This window comes from Gilvibacter sp. CC01, assembly GCF_055755295.1.
Genome location: NZ_CM146909.1, coordinates 2180937 through 2199188, shown reverse-complemented (window position 1 = coordinate 2199188; position 18252 = coordinate 2180937). Strand labels below are relative to the sequence as shown.

Here is an 18252-nt window from a genome sequence, read left to right as displayed (position 1 = left end):
CTTAAAGTTCCTATTGCCACCAAAAGTACAAGTAATTTCGATATACGGGATCAATTCAGATCCTCATCGCGCAGGATTAAAATGTACTGCTTATCAAATTCGCCTACATCGTTGAAAGTCCAAAAACTGTCATCAATGGGCTCTTGTCGGTATGCTTCTATGAGATTACCTTCCAGATCCCGTGTGTATAGAACAATGGAATCAATAGTTTCTATGGACGAAGGAACAACTGCCTCAGCAGGGTCTTGGCCTCCAAAGATGTACTGTTGCGCACCGGTGACTATATCAATTTCATTGGATTCGACAGTCACAAAAACTAAAGTAGCACTCGATTCATTTTGAATAATCATGTCAGTAAAGACCACTGGCGGATCTTCTTCTGAGCAGATTATAGCCATAAAATAAGGAGCGAGGAATAACAATAAATAGGTTTTCATAGTAATAATTTTTCTTACTATTAGAACAATCAAGTCAGCGAAATTCCTAAGAGGGTTAACTCTAAAAACAATCGAAATAAGGCTGGATTTCTCAGAGAGCTAGCGGTATTAGCGCGATGCGAGATCCTTACTGGTCTGATAAATGGGCCTTCGATACATTTTGCCTTCAGCAAAACACTCAGGGACTGTGTTCTAACGATTTTTCCAGTACCGAGCGATGTTTTGAAAAAACCAAACATCCAGTGGATGTTTGAGCGAGATTGCCGAAGTGAAGTCTTGAAAAGACCAAATGTCCTGTGGACATTTGGCGAAGGTAAACGGCATGCCGCGCTGGAAGTTGTAGCACTTTTTTTAAATGTCATCTCGATACAACGCCACTTCGTGGCGCCACTCGATGACCGTTATCGGTTCTTCCAAAAGAACGGCGTAAATAAAATGAGTACCGTAAAGAGTTCCAAACGCCCAATGAGCATTAGGAAAGACGCCCACCATTTCGCTGCCGTAGGCAGTGAAGCATAATTTTCTACCGGACCGAGATCACCCAATGCAGGCCCTACGTTTCCTAAGGTCGAAGCGGCCCCACCCAAGGCTGTTTTAAAATCTAAGCCCAACCAAGAGAACACCAATGTTCCAATGATAAAGGAAAGCATGTATAAAATGAAAAAGGCCAAAATGTTGAAAACAATAGGCTGCTGCACGGCTTTCTGATTGTATCGCACCGGCAAGATCGCGCTTGGGTGTAGGGTACGTCTAAATTCCATGATTCCATTTTTGATCATGATGATATGGCGTACAATTTTAATACCTCCAGAGGTAGATCCGCTGCTTCCGCCCAAGAACATGAGTCCGAAGAAAAAGAGGGTCAAAAAAGGAGTCCAGGTGGTAAAATCTGCGGTGACAAAACCAGTGGTGGTCACTACCGCCAACACCTGAAACAAAGCATGTCTGAAAGCGTACTCTCCTTCTCCTAACACCTGAGGATGCGCAACAGTACTCAAGGTAATATCCGATTGAAAATAAATGATCAAAGCGGCAATTATAGTTAGCGATGCGATCCCTATCAAATAAAACTTGAACTCATCGTCCTCAAAAATCCTACTGAATTTACGCTTAAAAGCAAAGTAGCTCAAAACAAAGTTGGTACCCGCCAAGAACATAAAGACTATGATAATATACTGTATCAGTGGAGTGTCATTCCAATAAGCAACACTGGCATTTTTTGTAGAAAATCCTCCTGTACTCAAGGTACTAAGCGAGTGGTTTACCGCGTCAAACACCGACATCCCAGCAACAGACAACAAGATAGTCTCGGCCAAGGTGTATCCAACGTAAATAAGCCAAAGGCGTTTGGCTGTATCGGTTATCCGCGGATGCAATTTGTCTCCCCCAGGTCCTGGAGCCTCCGCAGCAAAGAGCTGCATTCCTCCAATACCTAAAAGCGGTAAAATGGCAATGGCCAGCACAATGATACCCATACCTCCTATCCAGTGGGTGATACTGCGCCAGAGCAAAATGCCTTCTGGCATCACCTCAATGTCTTCTAAAATGGTTGCTCCTGTTGTGGTGTAGCCACTAATGGTCTCAAAGAAAGCGTTGCTAAAAACAGGAATAGCATCTGTGAGTACATAGGGTAAACTCCCGGTAATGGACATAAAAAGCCAGCCGAAGGTCACTATTAAATATCCCTCCCGCTTTTGGAGCTCCTTACGATGCTTAGCCGTGGCATACATAAACATGCCACCCAACAAATTTGTGATAAGCCCGGCAAGGAGTATGCCTTCTGTGGCCCCATCGCCATAACCAAAACTAACTAAAGCCGAGATCCACATAAAGCCACCATTGCACAATAGCAATAGCCCCATTAAGTGAAAAATGAGCTTAAAATTGAGTTTAGACAGGGAAGATATCATTAGACGAAGAGCTTTTCTACCTTCTCCAAGGCCTGTGGCAAACAAGACACCACCACGCGATCTCCTTCTTTGATCTCAAAATCGCCAAGGGCAATGATCCCTTCGCCATCGCGAATTATTCCGCCGATCACAGCAGATCTTGGGAAGTCCAACTCGCGGATCACTTTATTACACACCGCACTGTCTGGGTGCACTATGAATTCCAAAAGCTCCACGTTCATATTGTTGAGCTTAGTGATCGCTACAACCTCCCCTTTTCTTATGTATCTAAAAATGGTATTGGCCGCTAAGAGCTTTTTGTTGATCAGGGTGTTGATTCCTATGGACTGTGAGAGTTGGAAGTAATCCATGTTCTCTACCAGTGCAATGGTTTTCTTTACCCCGCGGGACTTGGCCACCAAACAACTCATAATATTGGTCTCTGAATTTCCTGTTACCGACACAAAGGCATCCATATCAGAGATCGCTTCTTCTTCCAAAAGTTCAACATTGCGTCCGTCGCCATTGATAACCAAACAACTTGGAACATCGTCTGCAATTTCAAAGGCTTTGTCCTTATCGGACTCAATGAGTTTCACTTTAAACTTACTCGCGCAGAGATCTCTAGCAGTCTTGTAGCCAATATTACTACCACCTAAGATCATAACGTTCTTAAGATCTTCCTTGACCTTGCCAGCCATGGTGTAGATACTTTCCAGACCTTCTTTAACGGTGACAAAATATACCTGATCGCCTTCTCTGAATTGGGTATCTCCTCTTGGGATAATGGTGTATTGGGTTCCGCTGCGCTGGATGGCAATAGGCACATAACTATACTGCTGGCTCACCTCAGCCAGATCGCGCACACTCTTACCCACAATAGAAGAGGTTCGAGACAGAATCAAGCCCACCATGGTCAAAGCGCCATCGTCAAATTCATAAGTATCGTTAAACCCACTTTGATTGAGCAGCAAACCGATTTCATTTGCGGCTAATGATTCCGGCGAGATCAACTCGTCTATACCTAAACTGGTAAAACCGATCTCATCCTTATTCTCAATGAATTCAGAATTGGAGATTCTTGCAATGGTGCGCTTGGCACCCAATTGCTTGGCCAGAACACAAACTGTGATATTTGTGGTTTCGCTGGAGGTTACACCGATCACCAATTCGGTATTGGCAACATCGGCATCTTTAAGCACCGAAATAGAGGTTGCATCCCCTTTGACCACACGGATGTCCAAATGCGTATCTGCATACTGCAAACTGGTACGGTCTGTATCGATCAAAGTAATGTCTTGTGATTCAAAGGAAAGCAGTTTGGCTAAATGGAAGCCAACCTCGCCGGCACCGGCTACTATAATCTTCATAGTCTACGAAAAGCGTACGGGGCAAATTTACAGAAAATCTGTGGATTTGCACTTAAGATTAACAGCTTTGCGACAAGGCGATTGGGTCATTTTTGTGTATTTTTGCCCCCAAATTAATTGCATGGCCAAGTCGGTTAACCCCTATAAGGATTCGGAGCTCAGCAAAAAAGCCCAAGTGGAGCAGATGTTTGACAATATCTCTAACCGCTACGACGGCTTAAATCGCGTGATCTCTTTGGGGATAGACCAGAAATGGCGCAAAAAAGTTGTGAATCTGGTTGTGGACCACAAACCTAAAACGGTTTTGGATATAGCGACCGGAACTGGCGATCTGGCCATAGCTTTCGCTCAGCGTATGGATAAGGCCAAAGTAACTGGCCTAGACATATCAGACGGCATGCTCAGTGTAGCGCGTAAAAAAACGGCTGCTGCTTCCTTTGCCGATCGTTTGGAGTTTGTCAAGGCAGATTCTGAAGCCATGCCCTACCCAGACAATCACTTTGATGCTATTACGGTCTCTTTTGGGATCCGCAATTTTGAAAATCTAGAAAAAGGCTTAGCCGAGATTTTGAGAGTTTTAAAACCTGGCGGCTTATTCGTAGTTCTGGAAACTTCAGTTCCAGAAAAATTTCCTTACAAACAAGGCTATAAATTCTACTCAAAAGGTATCTTGCCGCTCATTGGAAAGCTATTCTCCAAAGATAAAGTCGCATACGGATATCTGTCAGAGAGCGCAGCGGCTTTCCCTTATGGAGAACGTCTCAACAATATTTTTGCAAAAATCGGGTTTAAAGAGACTGAAAATAAACCGCAAACTTTTGGTGTAGCCACTATTTACACCGCAACCAAAGCATGAGCAGAAAACTGATCCTCATATTGGCCTTTATTTTTTTGACGCATAGTGCACAAGCACAGCTTTTTAGCAAAGAACGCCTGGCCAATTTAGAGACCTTTGACAAACGATTTTTAACCTGGGGATACTTTTTAGGGTTTAATCAATACGACTTTAAGATCGAATACGAAGGACCTCAAGCAGAGGATATCGTGATCGATCGTGTTGGCGGATTCAACGTAGGTCTTATTGGAGATATGCGCCTAAACGAGCACATGAACCTGCGTTTGGAGCCAGGACTCTACTTTACCCAACGCGACATTCGTTTTCCCGGTTTTGTAGAAGAACGCGACATTTTGCGCGAGGTAAAGTCTACTTACATTCACGTGCCTTTACTGCTCAAGGTTTCTACAAAACGACTTAACAACTTTAAGCCCTTTATTGTAGGCGGAGTTTCTTCTGCTTGGAACTTATCGAGCAATAGTGATAATCCGCAGGACAACTCCGGAGGTGAATTCAGAATGGAAAGCACTGCACAATTCTGGGAGGTCGGATTTGGGATCGATTTCTACCTGTTCTATTTCAAGTTCACTCCTTCTATCCGTGGAGTCTTTGCCATGAACAACGAGCTAATTCCAGACAATGACCCAAATAGCCCTTGGACAGGCAACATAAGCTCCATGGGCACCCGCGGTATCTTTATCAATTTTACATTTCAATAGATCGCTTGAACTCGCTGAGCAGTATAGCAGTTGCTGTCGCTACATTGAGACTTTCTTGACCCGTTCCGAAATTTGGAATACTGAGCCTCACATCTATAACAGCTTCGGCCTTTTGGGAAATCCCCTGTCCCTCGTTGCCCATAACTAAAACCGCATCAGTTGGTAAGGCGCTTTTGTAAACATGCTCTCCTTGCATAAAACCGCCATAAACAGGTAGATCGGTCTGTGCTAACCAAGCCGGTAGGTCTTCCAGATAATGCAATTGTACGCGAGCCAGGCTTCCCATAGAGGCTTGCACAACTTTCGGATTATAACAGTCCGCAGTGGTGTGTGTACAAACAATATGACGCACCCCAAACCAATCTGAAAGTCTGATTATTGTCCCTAAATTTCCTGGATCTTGAACACCGTCCAAGGCCAAAATAAGTCCATTTTCTTGTAATGGAACAGGCTCTTTTTTCTCAAAAACTGCAAAGGCAGCGTTGGGCGTTTTCTGATTGCTGATCTTTTTGAGTTCTACTGCGGAGATGAACTCCGCAGCTTGATCCTGAAAAAGAGCAGCATCTGTAGTGTAAAGTTGCTGTAACTCCAAGCCTGCATCCAAAAGATCGCCAATGAGTTTGGGACCTTCTGCTATAAAGACCTCTTCTCGGTCTCGGTACTTTTTCTGACGTAATGACGTTAGGTATTTGAGGGTGTTCTTGCTCAGCATATATCTGCAAATAATACCGCTCCAATCAGCTATCCAACCTATAAAAAACCGACTATTTTCACAGTTTGCTAAATAAAGGCGGACTGTATCGGAAATAGTTTATTTTTGAAGTAATCTATTGGGCGCTTGAAGCAACTTCACTCAAAAATAGTATTAATATTTGTTACGGCACTACTGCTGTATTCTTGTAATGCGGTAAAGCGGGTTCCTGACAACAAATACCTGCTGGTAGAGAACCAGATAAGTCTAGATGGAGAGCCAATTAAAAACCAGAATATCTACGCGCAACTCTCGCAGCGACCCAACACTCGAGTTTTAGGTATACCGTTTAGTCTGCACATTTACAATTTTGCCAAAAAGGACCCAGACAGTACATTTCAGGAGTGGTTAGCGAAGAAACCTAAACGCGAGGAGCGCTTGGCCAAGAGACTTTCTGAAAAACAGCTCTACGAACTAGAGCAATCTTATGTCGGCATCAACAATTGGATCAAAAAGATAGGTGAAGCGCCGGTGATCATAGATGAGGCAAAACTAGAAAAATCTCGAAAGCGCTTGGAACGCTACTACCGCAGACGCGGCTGGTTCAACACCGAGGCCAGTTACACCATAGATGGAGACAGTACCCAACGCGCCAAAGTGAACTATAAAGTGCTGCGCCATAAACCTTATATAGTTGATTCTATCAAGACTCAGATAAGTTCTCCAGTGGTGGACTCGTTATTTCAACAAACCAAGAATCAGAGTTTCATCAAAGAAGGCGAGCAATACAATGCCGAGAACTTTGAGAACGAAATAGACCGACTGACCCTGCAATTTCGCAACTCTGGGCTTTACGATTTCGACACGGAATACGTAACCTTTGAAGGAGATACCGTAAACACCGATCACAAGGCACTAATCACCTATATCATTCCAGACAGAACTATCACAACTCCAGATAGTACCTATACCGAACCATTTAAGTCTTACGACGTTAACAAGGTGCGAGTTGTTACTGATTATCGCTATTCACGACGAGCTGAGCAGTTTGCAGACAGCATTAATTACAAAGGATTCGAACTTTACAGTTTTGATGGCCTTGACTACAAACCCAAGGCGATTACCGATGCAATTTCCATTACTCCTGGCAAGGTTTTTCGCGATATTGACCGTTCGTTGACCTACAACCAGATCAGCGATTTGAATGTGTTCCGCTACCCTACCATAGAATACAGTCCGGACCCAGACGATCCAGAGGGCAACGGACTAATTGCCAACATCCTCCTCTCCCCGCTTAAGAAATACAATTTAGACGTCAACTTTGACGCCTCCACCTCCACCGTTCAAGAATTTGGGGTGGCTTTTAGGACCACCTTCTCCATTCGAAACGTATTTAAAGGAGCAGAAACCCTTGAGCTCTCAGCACGAGGCAGTTTGGGTTCATCTCAGGATGCTGCGGATGCAGACCAGCGATTTTTCAACATCTCTGATGTAGGTGGAAACGCAGCCTTGCAGTTTCCGCGAATTCTCTTCCCGCTGAATACAGATAAGATCATTCCTAAATTCATGTCTCCAAAGACACGTATTAGTACAGGGGTAGGATTTCAGAACAATATTGGGCTAGACCGACAAAACTTGAATCTGGCCTTTAATTATCAGTGGGAACCCAGTCCTACCAAGACCTGGAACCTCAGTTTGGCAGACATTCAATATGTGCGCAATCTAAACACGAGTAATTTCTTTAATGTATACCGCAGCTCTTTCGAAATAGTGAACGATATCGCACAGAGCAGCGGTTATGTCTATGCCGATCCGGAGAACCCTAATTTGGGCATTCCAGAAGAGATCAATCAGTTTATCAATGATGCTTTAGGAGATAACCCAGACAGTCTCGAATTTACCAGAGATAATTTAGAGGAACTAGCCAGCGTGGATGAGCGTAGAGATCGTTTGTCAGAAGACAATCTAATCTTCAGTTCCAGTGTAAGTTGGATCCGCGATTCGCGCGAAGACACTTACGATCTGAGCTTTAGCCGTTGGCGATGGAAATTAGAATCTGCAGGAAACTTCCTTTCGCTGATCACCGACCTGGCCAATACCGAAGTTGCAGAAGACGGAAACCGCAAAGCCCTGGGCGTGGAATTCTCTCAATATGTAAAGGGAGAGATAGATTTTATCCGCCACTGGGAGATCAACCAGAATGCTGTGCTTGCGGTTCACGGTTTTGGTGGTATCGCCATCCCATATGGCAATAGCAACAGCATACCATTTATTCGCTCCTACTTTGCTGGAGGTGCTAACGACAACCGCGGATGGCGTCCCTTTGACCTCGGTCCAGGAAGCAGCGGCAGCCGACTAGATTTCAACGAAGCCAACTTTAAACTCGCCTTCAATGCCGAGTATCGTTTTACCTTATTGGGAGCCTTAAAAGGAGCTTTGTTTGTAGATGCAGGAAACATTTGGAATGTTCTAGACTCCCAACAAGACGAGGCCTTTAGGTTCTCAGGTTTGAGCGATCTTGGTGAATTGGCTGTTGCTAGTGGTTTTGGAATTCGTTATGACTTCGGATTTTTTGTATTGCGTTTCGACACGGGCTTTAAAACACACAATCCTGCGCGTGACCTCGGAGACCGTTGGTTTAAGGAGTACAACTTCGCCAATGCTGTCTTTAATATTGGGGTGAATTATCCGTTCTAATTCCGTCAGCTAAAACGTTCGCGTTGATTCTTTGGGCCACCAAGCCCATACCGTATATTTTTTGTTATTTTTGCTACCCTAACCTATACTGAAAAACGTCTTTATGAGTCATTCGATAAAACCGGGCGTAGCCACCGGGAGAGAAGTTCAGGAAATTCACAAACTAGCGAAAGAAAAAGGTTTTGCCATGCCAGCGGTAAATGTGGTAGGCACAAACTCTATCAATACTGTACTGGAAACAGCCGTTGCACTTAACGCTCCGGTTATCATTCAGTTCTCCAACGGAGGGGCACAATTCAATGCCGGAAAAGGCCTTTCCAACGAAAATCAAAAATCGGCGATCGCCGGTGGAATCGCTGGAGCGCGACACATACATGAAATGGCCAAGGCTTACGGAGCCACAGTGATCTTACACACAGACCACTGCGCCAAAAAACTATTGCCTTGGGTAGACGGCCTTTTAGATGCCAGTGAGGCGCACTACAAGCAATTCGGAACTCCTTTGTACAGCAGCCATATGCTGGATCTTTCTGAGGAGCCTATTGAAGAAAACATTGAGATCTCTAAAAGATATCTTGAGCGCATGACCAAAATGGGTATGACCCTAGAGATCGAATTGGGAATCACCGGTGGAGAGGAAGACGGCGTGGACAACTCAGATGTTGATGCCTCTAAACTATACACCCAGCCAGAAGAAGTAGCTTACGCTTATGAGGAACTCATGAAAGTGAGTGATCAGTTTACTGTTGCTGCTGCTTTTGGAAACGTACACGGGGTTTATAAACCTGGAAATGTAAAACTAACCCCAAAGATCTTGAAGAACTCTCAGGAGTATGTTCAAGCCAAATTTGGAACAGGACACAACCCTGTTGATTTTGTATTCCATGGCGGAAGTGGTTCTACTTTAGAGGAGATCCGCGAGGCTATCGGCTACGGAGTAGTAAAAATGAACATCGACACCGACCTGCAGTTTGCCTTTACAGAAGGTATCCGCGATTACATGACTGGAAATATCGATTATTTGAGAACCCAGATCGGAAACCCAGATGGAGCTGATGTACCGAATAAAAAGTACTATGATCCACGTAAATGGTTGCGCGAAGGCGAAGTGACTTTCCGCAAGCGTTTGGAGAAAGCTTTCGAAGACCTAAACAACGTAAATACCCTTTAAGACATGGCTTGGTTTAAAAGAACAAAGAAGGGGATCCAAACCCCAACCGAACTCAAGAAAGATGTCCCTAAAGGGCTTTGGTATAAATCGCCGACTGGAAAAATCGTTGATGCAGAAGAGTTAGAAAAGAACTTTTACGTGAGCCCAGAAGACGGATATCACGTTCGCATTGGTTCTAAAGAATATTTCGATATCCTTTTTGACGACAACAAGTTCAAGGAATTAGATAAGAATCTGGTTGCCAAGGACCCTTTAAACTTCGAGGACACAAAGAAATACACCGATCGTTTAAAAGACGCGCAAGAGAAGACCGGACTTAAAGACGCTGTACGTACGGCGGTTGGAAAGTCTATGGGCGCTGATTTGGTGATCGCTTGTATGGATTTCCGTTTTATTGGAGGTTCAATGGGATCCGTTGTGGGTGAGAAAATAGCTCGTGCAGCAGATTACAGCCTTAAGAACAACATTCCGTTCTTGATGATCTCAAAATCTGGTGGGGCCCGTATGATGGAAGCCGCCCTGTCGCTAATGCAATTGGCCAAGACCTCTGCAAAATTGGCGCAATTGGCAGAAGCAAAGATTCCATATATCTCTTTATGTACTGACCCAACTACGGGAGGAACAACGGCATCTTTTGCCATGTTGGGTGACATCAACATTTCTGAGCCTGGAGCCTTAATTGGTTTCGCTGGACCACGTGTGGTAAGAGACACTACCGGGAAAGACCTACCAGAAGGATTCCAATCGTCGGAATTCTTATTGGAACACGGTTTCTTAGATTTCATTTCACATAGGAAAGACCTAAAGCGCAATATTAATCTCTATTTGGATTTGATTCTGAATCGTCCTCTGAGAGAAAAGACAGCTTAAGAGAAAGGCACCCGATGGGTGCCTTTTTTATTTACACTATACGGACATCGAGTGTCCCGCCTTTGGCGGGATGTATCGAGATGTCATTAACATGACCGCGTCTTACTTTTCTTAATGTCACTTTTACCATTGCCGTAAAAGTGACCAAAAGGTCTAGCCACTGCGGAATCACTTTTTATTTCATAAAACCCCTCGTGCTTTCTGAGCCGTGCGCGGCTCTGCCGCTATTGCACGGTCTCGCACCGAACAGCACTCGGTAGTGATGCGCAGCGGCGGGGGTTTATGGTTATAATTTTGTAGCTTTATGAAAACTCCCCACACCTTGAGTAATTATGCTTGAGGGTGGGGAGTTTGTATTTAAAATTCGATGAAAAAAGCATTCAACATGAGTGAAACTGAAAAAATAGAAAAAGACAAACCAAAAAATAATGAGAATAATTGGCGCAAAAAACTCCAGCTCTGGGTATTCAAGCATATGGTTTGGCTATTATTACTTTTTTCGGCGTTATTATTACTGATAGCGAAACTAGACTTCTTTAAAATAGAAGTTAATGACTTTCTTGAAAAGCTTGGATTTACTGTCGCTTCCTCAGGAGTATTCGCAGCTGTATTAAAATCGATACAATTCACAGGTATTTTCAAAAGTGAAATTGAGGACGTAATTCTAGGTTCAAAATTTATTGAAAAACGCTCGGACAAAGAAAAACTTTGGAGAAAAGTCTCAAGAGCAATTTACAAGAAACGATTCCCAGATATTAGTAAAAGACTAAACAACTTAATTCTTGACGAATACTTTCCAAAAAAGAAAAACTACTATTATGACAATTATGTGGTTTCCTTAACTATTAAAGAATTGAATAAATCGGGCTTAATGAAATTTAGTCAAACAATTAGTTATGATGTAATTATGGAAACAGGTCATAAAGAAGCAATTCTAATAGGGGGATATGCATTAGATAAGCCTGACCCAGGATCAAGTGTTCAGCACAAAAACAAGAGAGAATATTTTAATATAACTAAAGATAATAAAGAGGAAAACATTCTAGAGAAAGTCGAAAAAGAACACAGTACAAAAGAAGAGACACCTTTCAGAACTGTATTTAGTTATAAAATTCCTATTACTTGTCATGATAGATTCAGCGTTGAAATGAAAGATGTTCGTGAGTACAATATTTTTGAAGATAATAATAAACTCTTTCGTACCAGTGCAATTACGAAATCAATGAAGTTTCATGTCTCATTTCCAGATAATATGCATCTTCAGTTTTTTAATGTAGGTGTAACAGGTGAGTTTAAACAACTACATATAGACAACGCTAATTCATTAACCCGAGAATATATTGAGGGATTAATTCTACCAAATCAAGGTTTTGGCATAAGTTTTGGTTTTAAAAGTTTAAAGGATATAGTTCAAAAGCCTGAAAAGGATATAGTTCAAAAGCCTGAATAAAAATATAATGTAGTATATTCGTATAATCTTGAAGTTGATCCTAAACCTAATACAATTATGAAAGCATTTAAATATAAAGATGAAGATTGGAATTGAATTCCTTTTGACAAACTTGAAAAAGTACGAGATGAATCTCGTACTTTTTTATTATAAATATCCCACTTCTATCATTTTAATCAGATAATAAATAAAATCTTACTTTATAATACGGACAACTGATGCTGTTCTTCTCCTCTCCAAACCTCAACTATTAAAGGATCCTGATATATACCATTTTCAATTAGCTTCATACCCTTTTCGGTAAGCTTTTTTCGGATATGATCTAAATTCCGATGATACCAATTAGGCCCACCATCTGGAACACCATCTTCATAACTTACAACATTATATGTCCCAACTCCATCTGGAGTGTGCATATCAAAAATCAAAAAATCTTTCATTACTACTTTTTTCTCTACTAGCTTCCATTCACAACCGAATGCTTCCGCTATTTCTTCCAGTAATTGAGTGCTAGGCTTTCTCTTTCCTGACAAGATTTCGGATAAATCTTTAATTCTAGTCTTAGTATTGCCCTTCATTTTTTCTGCCAACTCACTTTGAAACATCATTCGCTCCTTGAGTTCCCTTTTAATTTCTCTCATTAATTTCATTTTACTTATTTACTATTTATAGTAATTATCACCAAATATAGTAATTTATTTTAAAACTCAAAACACGACTCCTCACGAGTCTCGTAAAAAATCGAGCCAGCTAAAATAAAATCCGCTCCTTCTGCGAAGCGTCTTTAATGAGCAAAGATCAATTCGAAAAACGCGACCCCTCGCGAGTCTCGTTAAAATCAAGCCAGCAGTAGTTGGATGATAGCTGTGTGGAACAGCAAGGAGGCAAAGCCGAGTGCGAACTCCGCACAGCTGTGGCTGCGGGTGGCGTAGATTTTAGAGACGAGTGAGCGTCGCTAGACCTTTTTGGCCCTTTTTGCGGCAATGGGAAAAAGGGCATAAAAAAATAATACAAGAACGCCGCCCAATCGGGCGACGTCATAAACCTAAAACTTTAGCTCACGATATTTTGCATTGCAAAATCAAATGTCTGGTAGACATTTGAGTGAGGTACCCGCGAAGCGGAAAGCTAACTTCTCATTGTCATCTCGATACAATTTGCTTTCTGCAAATCACTCGATGACCGTAAATAGAAAAGAGCGCCTAACAGCGCTCTTTTCACCTAAAACCAATCAGTAGACTACTACTGAAAACTAATTAGCAACTTAGTTTGCTAAAAATCTTCTCAACCTAATCACTTGCTCCTCCCCAGAAGGTAAGGTCAAAGTCCCAAAAGGATCGCAAGAACCGTCTCCAAAATCAAGACTTACGGTAGCATCTTCTCGGCTGAGCTCTAGAACACCGCTTACAATGAATCTACAGGCCCACTCTCTACGTAAAGGCTCTATAGTTTCCTTGCTGTAAGAAACGCCCAAACGGTTGGTGAAGTTCACGGTTCCGCTCAGAAGGAAAACATTGTCTGCCCAGAAACCAGTACCTGCACCCTCGATCCACTCACGATTCTTGTTTGCACTGTAACTCATGCTTTCACCATCGGGCCAAACCACATCAAGACTCACCGTTTTATTGGCATTGGGGTTTCCGGCATCATTGATACTGCGTACAATAGTTTTTGAACCATTCACGCTGATATCATTAAAGAAAAAGTCATCGCTGGTTTGCACTTGAAAAGTACGAGATGGGGCATCCGTATCTACGCTGTGAGAGATTGTATAACTTCCAGACAGCGTATTCCCAGTAGGAAGTTCACAACCGTCTCCAAAATCTACAGTACGTTCAACGCTGGTATCAGTAACCACAGTGGTTACAGTAACGCAAGGGGGCAAAAAATCAGATACCTTGGCGGCAAAGCCGTTCGCGTCGGCTTCTGCGGAGGCGATGATATCTAAGGTAATATTGGTAAGTTCTTCATCAACAAGGTCAATCTCGTCTACCTGGTTGATCGTCTCCACGCTGATCTGCGCGTTGACTTCTTCTTGCTCGCTAGTAACTTCTGAATCATCACTAGAACAGCTGGTCAAGGTCAGGGCTCCTACAGCCAGTACACTAAGTAACCGCAAAGGGTGAAATTTGGTTTTCATTTTTTCTATTTTTTTTGAGTTTGTGTTCTTATGACCTCAAATGTTAAAGAAGGTTTAAAATCCACCTCAAAAAAAATTAAACCCCCTCGGAATCAGCACAAATCAATAAATAGCGCTATCTTTGCGCCCTGTTGTCGTAAGGGCACAGACGTACATAAAAATTATTTAAATAAATGTTGGCATGTATTTAACACCAAAAGTAAAAGAAGACATCTTTAAAAAACACGGGAAGTCTGCACAAGACACCGGTTCTGCAGAAGGGCAGATCGCGCTATTCACTTACCGCATCACCCACTTGACAGAGCACCTCAAAAAAAACCACAAAGACTACAACACCGAAAGATCTTTGGTGAAACTAGTAGGTAAGCGTCGTTCTCTATTAGACTACCTAATGAAGAAAGACATTATGAGATACCGTGCTATCGTTAAAGAACTAGGACTACGTAAATAATACGTATACTTTTGGAGGGGCTTTTGGAGCCCCTCTTTACTTTTAATTACCTTTCTTATATTTGAAAGGATAGAAGTGAGTTTAACTTTAGGTAGAAAAGCTAAAAATCACTTCAAAATAGAAAAAGCTGCTTAGACGCTTTTCATTAGGTCGACGATGGTTCCACTTCACTACACAACAACAAACCATTGTTAACCCGCTCTTGTAAAAAGAGCACCAAATCATTTTTATGATACCAAAGACTTATAAAGAGGTCATTGACCTTGGAGACGGTAGAGAGATCTCTATCGAAACCGGAAAACTCGCCAAGCAAGCGCACGGTAGCGTTGTGGTGCAATCCGGTAAATGTATGATGCTGTGTACCGTAGTTTCTAACTACCACGCAGCAGATGTTGACTTTTTGCCTTTAACGGTAGACTACCGCGAGAAATTTGCGGCAGCCGGTCGTTATCCAGGTGGATTCTTTAAGCGCGAAGCACGTCCAAGTGACGGCGAGGTACTTACCATGCGTTTGGTAGACCGCGTATTGCGTCCACTTTTTCCAAAGGATTACCACGCAGAAACTCAAGTAATGATCCAACTAATGTCTCACGACGACGAAGTGATGCCAGATGCGATGGCCGGATTGGCCGCATCTGCGGCTATCCAGCTTTCTGACTTCCCGTTTGAATGCGCGATCTCTGAAGTTCGTGTAGCTCGTGTAGACGGTAAGTTCATCATCAACCCTACCCGCGCACAGTTGGCAGAATCTGACATCGATATGATGGTTGGAGCTTCTGCAGATTCTGTGATGATGGTAGAAGGTGAGATGGATGAGATCTCTGAAGAGGAAATGGCAGATGCGATCAAAGCTGCTCACGAAGCTATTAAAGTTCAGTGTGCTGCCCAGTTGCGTTTGGCAGAAGCCGTTGGAAAGAAAGAAGTACGCGAGTACGAACCAGAAGACGAGGACGAAGCGCTAGCGCAAAAGATCCATGATATGGTTTACGACAAGACTTACGCTATCGCCAAGGCAGGTTCTGCCAAGCACGAGCGTGGGCAAGCGTTTAGTGATATCAAAGAAGAAGTTTTCGCGTCCTTCTCAGAAGAAGAACAAGAAGAACTTGGCAAATTGATCCACAAATATGTGGCTAAAGCGCAGAAGAAAGCCATTCGCGATCTTACCTTGAACGAAGGTTTGCGTTTGGACGGACGTAAGACCGACGAGGTTCGTCCGATCTGGTGTGAGGTAGACTACCTACCTTCTACCCACGGTTCTGCGATCTTTACTCGTGGGGAAACTCAAGCCCTAGCAACTGTGACCTTGGGAACATCCAGAGATGCAAACATTATTGACATGCCTTCTTACGAAGGTGAAGAGCGTTTCTACCTCCACTATAACTTCCCTCCTTTCTCAACTGGAGAAGCCCGCCCTATCCGCGGAACTTCTCGCCGTGAGGTTGGACACGGAAACTTGGCGCAACGCGCCCTTAAAGGAATGATCCCAGACGATTTCCCATACACGGTACGCGTAGTGTCTGAAGTATTGGAATCTAACGGTTCTTCTTCTATGGCGACAGTTTGTAGTGGTACTATGGCCTTAATGGATGCCGGTGTTGCTATGAAAAAGCCAGTTTCTGGTATTGCTATGGGATTGATCTCCGAAGGTGATAAATATGCCGTTTTGAGTGACATTCTTGGTGACGAGGATCACTTAGGTGATATGGACTTCAAAGTAACGGGAACTGCGGATGGTATTACCGCTTGTCAAATGGATATCAAGATCAAAGGGCTTAGCTATGAGATCTTGGTGAACGCCTTGAAACAAGCTCGCGACGGACGTTTGCACATTTTGAGCAAATTGACAGACACCATCGCACAACCAAACGAAAGCGTGAAGCCACACGCCCCGAAGATGGTAACAGAGATCATTCCAAACGAGTTCATCGGAGCTCTAATTGGACCTGGTGGAAAAGTGATCCAAGAACTTCAGAAAGAAACAGGAACCACTATTGTCATCAACGAAGATCCTGTGACCGAAGAAGGAATTGTAGAGATCCTTGGAACCGATCAGGCCGGAATCGATGCGGTATTGGCAAAGATCGCCGCGATAACCTTCCAACCGGAAGTAGGTAGCGTTTACGAAGTTAAAGTGATCAAGATCTTAGACTTCGGAGCCGTTGTTGAATACCTAGAAGCTCCAGGCAACGAAGTATTGCTTCACGTTTCTGAATTGGCTTGGGAACGCACAGAGAACGTAACCGATGTTGTGAACATGGGAGACGTATTCGACGTGAAATACTTCGGAATCGATAAGCGTACACGTAAAGAGAAAGTTTCTCGTAAAGCCTTATTGCCTAAACCAGAAGGTTATGTAGAGCGCAAGCCTAGAGAACGCGATGACCGCAAAGGCGGAGGTCGTGATAACAGAAATAGAGACAATCGTCGCGATCGTAAAGACCGCAACTAAGACAGATTTCTGATCTAATAAACCTAAGAAAAGCCGCTAGTTTAGCGGCTTTTTTTATTATTCGGCAAATAAAAGTTATTTTTAACGCAACCTTTAGAAAAAAGCAAGTCTATTAACTAAACAACACCACAAAAAATGAAAAAATTTTACGCACTTTTTTGCTCAGCTGTAGTTGCATTATTCGTGGTTTCCTGTGAAAAGGATTCCAACAATACCATTGACCAGGTATTGGAAGGCGTAGACAGCGGAGCCGTACTGAGAACAATAAACGTGATCTCTGGTGAACTCCCCATCGGTGTGGAAGGCGCTAAGTTCGAAGTTGAAGTAGAAGCTCAGGACAATCAAAATGGAGACTTGCTACAATCCGTTGACGTGTTTGTAGCCCTTACAGACAATTCCCCCGATAACGGAGATTCTTCTGCGGCAGAAGTTCAGATCGCTACGGTAGATCGCGCAGCTTTTAGTCCAGGGCCTTTTGGCTTACCTCGTGGGATTGTTAGTGTTTCTCTTGACGAAATGCTAGGAGCTCTAGGAGTTACAGAAGGAGATCTCTTTGGAGGAGATGTTTTCAATGTACGTCTTGCACTTAATCTAACCGATGGTCGTGTATTCTCTGTAAACAATGCCGGAGGTATCATTACTGGTGGATTCTTCAATTCTCCTTTCCAATACGCTCCAACAGTGATTTGCCCTGTTGAAGAGACGTATATGGTTGGCGAGTATTTGATAGAAGAGATCACTCCTTATGTTGATGGACCGACCTTCGATGACGGATCTATAGTAACAGTATCTGTTGGAGATTTCAGTACCGAGCGATTCTTCTTGACATCGAACTACCCGGATTACTGTACTACTCCGAACGATTTTAGATATACCCTTGTTTGTGGAAACATCATTGTTCCATTGCAAGAAAGCAACTGTGCTTGTGGTTCTGGTGCAGATTACTTCGGACCACCACTAGGAGATCCATCTACCTATGACTTGAGTGACGATACGGTATTCTTCTTGACTTTCGGAAACGACTTGCAGTCTGACTGTGTTGCTCCGGAGGACACTACCTATAAATTCACTAAGCAATAGGCA

15 protein-coding genes are annotated in these 18252 nt (G+C 43.1%); 9 read left to right on the top strand and 6 right to left on the bottom strand.

The features are described from left to right. Nucleotides 1-50 precede the first annotated feature (50 nt). The 3 genes from AC0J2F_RS10335 to trkA form a co-directional block, all read right to left on the bottom strand. Nucleotides 51-437 (bottom strand): hypothetical protein, encoded by a 387-nt coding sequence (locus AC0J2F_RS10335; RefSeq protein WP_374958695.1) that lies wholly within the window; start codon nucleotides 435-437, stop codon nucleotides 51-53. A gap of 401 nt (nucleotides 438-838) precedes the next feature. Further along, nucleotides 839-2347 carry a TrkH family potassium uptake protein gene (locus AC0J2F_RS10330; RefSeq protein WP_473007581.1) on the bottom strand — a complete coding sequence of 503 codons (1509 nt, stop codon included), beginning with the start codon at nucleotides 2345-2347 and terminating at the stop codon, nucleotides 839-841. After that, nucleotides 2347-3696 (bottom strand): Trk system potassium transporter TrkA, encoded by a 1350-nt coding sequence (trkA, locus tag AC0J2F_RS10325; RefSeq protein WP_473007580.1) that lies wholly within the window; start codon nucleotides 3694-3696, stop codon nucleotides 2347-2349. Before trkA ends, AC0J2F_RS10330 begins: the two co-directional genes overlap by 1 nt. 121 nt (nucleotides 3697-3817) lie before the next feature. Between trkA and ubiE the strand changes: the two genes are divergently transcribed. Together ubiE and porT are read left to right on the top strand one after the other, a co-directional pair. Continuing rightward, on the top strand, nucleotides 3818-4552 hold the full coding sequence (gene ubiE, locus AC0J2F_RS10320; RefSeq protein WP_473007579.1) for a bifunctional demethylmenaquinone methyltransferase/2-methoxy-6-polyprenyl-1,4-benzoquinol methylase UbiE: 735 nt from the start codon (nucleotides 3818-3820) through the stop codon (nucleotides 4550-4552). After that, entirely contained in the window at nucleotides 4549-5250 is a 702-nt protein-coding gene (gene porT, locus AC0J2F_RS10315) for a type IX secretion/gliding motility protein PorT/SprT (protein ID WP_473007578.1), read from the top strand. Before ubiE ends, porT begins: the two co-directional genes overlap by 4 nt. Here the strand turns inward: porT and AC0J2F_RS10310 are convergent. Then, the gene (locus tag AC0J2F_RS10310) at nucleotides 5237-5962 is read right to left on the bottom strand and encodes a TrmH family RNA methyltransferase (RefSeq protein ID WP_374960054.1); all 726 of its coding nucleotides are present in this window, start codon (nucleotides 5960-5962) and stop codon (nucleotides 5237-5239) included. The genes porT and AC0J2F_RS10310 overlap by 14 nt on opposite strands. Nucleotides 5963-6088: 126 nt before the next feature. Here AC0J2F_RS10310 and tamL point away from each other — a divergent pair, with 126 nt between their 5' ends. The 4 genes from tamL to AC0J2F_RS10290 all read left to right on the top strand — a co-directional run bounded on the left by tamL (nucleotide 6089) and on the right by AC0J2F_RS10290 (nucleotide 12129). Next, nucleotides 6089-8638, top strand: coding sequence for a translocation and assembly module lipoprotein TamL (tamL, locus tag AC0J2F_RS10305; protein ID WP_473007577.1), 2550 nt, complete (start codon nucleotides 6089-6091; stop codon nucleotides 8636-8638). A gap of 103 nt (nucleotides 8639-8741) precedes the next feature. Next, nucleotides 8742-9809, top strand: a complete 1068-nt coding sequence (fbaA, locus tag AC0J2F_RS10300; protein WP_473007576.1) for a class II fructose-bisphosphate aldolase — start codon at nucleotides 8742-8744, stop codon at nucleotides 9807-9809. Between the two features lie 3 nt (nucleotides 9810-9812). Next, nucleotides 9813-10679 (top strand): acetyl-CoA carboxylase, carboxyltransferase subunit beta, encoded by an 867-nt coding sequence (gene accD / locus AC0J2F_RS10295; RefSeq protein WP_473007575.1) that lies wholly within the window; start codon nucleotides 9813-9815, stop codon nucleotides 10677-10679. 385 nt (nucleotides 10680-11064) lie between these two features. Beyond that, on the top strand, nucleotides 11065-12129 hold the full coding sequence (locus AC0J2F_RS10290; RefSeq protein ID WP_473007574.1) for a hypothetical protein: 1065 nt from the start codon (nucleotides 11065-11067) through the stop codon (nucleotides 12127-12129). Between the two features lie 200 nt (nucleotides 12130-12329). Here the strand turns inward: AC0J2F_RS10290 and AC0J2F_RS10285 are convergent, their stop codons facing one another. Both AC0J2F_RS10285 and AC0J2F_RS10280 read right to left on the bottom strand, forming a co-directional pair. Then, nucleotides 12330-12770: a helix-turn-helix domain-containing protein gene (locus tag AC0J2F_RS10285; protein WP_473007573.1), complete on the bottom strand. Its 441-nt coding sequence runs from the start codon at nucleotides 12768-12770 to the stop codon at nucleotides 12330-12332. A gap of 623 nt (nucleotides 12771-13393) precedes the next feature. Next, entirely contained in the window at nucleotides 13394-14269 is an 876-nt protein-coding gene (locus tag AC0J2F_RS10280) for a hypothetical protein (protein WP_473007572.1), read from the bottom strand. 181 nt (nucleotides 14270-14450) lie between these two features. Here AC0J2F_RS10280 and rpsO point away from each other — a divergent pair, with 181 nt between their 5' ends. The 3 genes from rpsO to AC0J2F_RS10265 all read left to right on the top strand — a co-directional run bounded on the left by rpsO (nucleotide 14451) and on the right by AC0J2F_RS10265 (nucleotide 18249). After that, nucleotides 14451-14720: a 30S ribosomal protein S15 gene (gene rpsO / locus AC0J2F_RS10275; protein ID WP_087523256.1), complete on the top strand. Its 270-nt coding sequence runs from the start codon at nucleotides 14451-14453 to the stop codon at nucleotides 14718-14720. A 229-nt stretch (nucleotides 14721-14949) separates the two neighbouring features. Beyond that, nucleotides 14950-17169 (top strand): polyribonucleotide nucleotidyltransferase, encoded by a 2220-nt coding sequence (locus tag AC0J2F_RS10270; RefSeq protein WP_473007571.1) that lies wholly within the window; start codon nucleotides 14950-14952, stop codon nucleotides 17167-17169. A 135-nt stretch (nucleotides 17170-17304) separates the two neighbouring features. Further along, the gene (locus AC0J2F_RS10265; protein WP_473007570.1) at nucleotides 17305-18249 is read left to right on the top strand and encodes a hypothetical protein; all 945 of its coding nucleotides are present in this window, start codon (nucleotides 17305-17307) and stop codon (nucleotides 18247-18249) included. The last annotated feature ends 3 nt before the right edge of the window (nucleotides 18250-18252 follow it).

Coding starts and splice junctions, on each gene's coding strand:
- AC0J2F_RS10290 (WP_473007574.1), top strand. CDS start 11,065: ATGAGTGAAACTGAAAAAATAGAAAAAGACAAACCAAAAAATAATGAG.
- AC0J2F_RS10335 (WP_374958695.1), bottom strand. CDS start 437: ATGAAAACCTATTTATTGTTATTCCTCGCTCCTTATTTTATGGCTATA.
- accD (WP_473007575.1), top strand. CDS start 9,813: ATGGCTTGGTTTAAAAGAACAAAGAAGGGGATCCAAACCCCAACCGAA.
- fbaA (WP_473007576.1), top strand. CDS start 8,742: ATGAGTCATTCGATAAAACCGGGCGTAGCCACCGGGAGAGAAGTTCAG.
- AC0J2F_RS10310 (WP_374960054.1), bottom strand. CDS start 5,962: ATGCTGAGCAAGAACACCCTCAAATACCTAACGTCATTACGTCAGAAA.
- porT (WP_473007578.1), top strand. CDS start 4,549: ATGAGCAGAAAACTGATCCTCATATTGGCCTTTATTTTTTTGACGCAT.
- AC0J2F_RS10270 (WP_473007571.1), top strand. CDS start 14,950: ATGATACCAAAGACTTATAAAGAGGTCATTGACCTTGGAGACGGTAGA.
- AC0J2F_RS10265 (WP_473007570.1), top strand. CDS start 17,305: ATGAAAAAATTTTACGCACTTTTTTGCTCAGCTGTAGTTGCATTATTC.
- rpsO (WP_087523256.1), top strand. CDS start 14,451: ATGTATTTAACACCAAAAGTAAAAGAAGACATCTTTAAAAAACACGGG.
- ubiE (WP_473007579.1), top strand. CDS start 3,818: ATGGCCAAGTCGGTTAACCCCTATAAGGATTCGGAGCTCAGCAAAAAA.
- AC0J2F_RS10285 (WP_473007573.1), bottom strand. CDS start 12,770: ATGAGAGAAATTAAAAGGGAACTCAAGGAGCGAATGATGTTTCAAAGT.
- AC0J2F_RS10330 (WP_473007581.1), bottom strand. CDS start 2,347: ATGATATCTTCCCTGTCTAAACTCAATTTTAAGCTCATTTTTCACTTA.
- AC0J2F_RS10280 (WP_473007572.1), bottom strand. CDS start 14,269: ATGAAAACCAAATTTCACCCTTTGCGGTTACTTAGTGTACTGGCTGTA.
- trkA (WP_473007580.1), bottom strand. CDS start 3,696: ATGAAGATTATAGTAGCCGGTGCCGGCGAGGTTGGCTTCCATTTAGCC.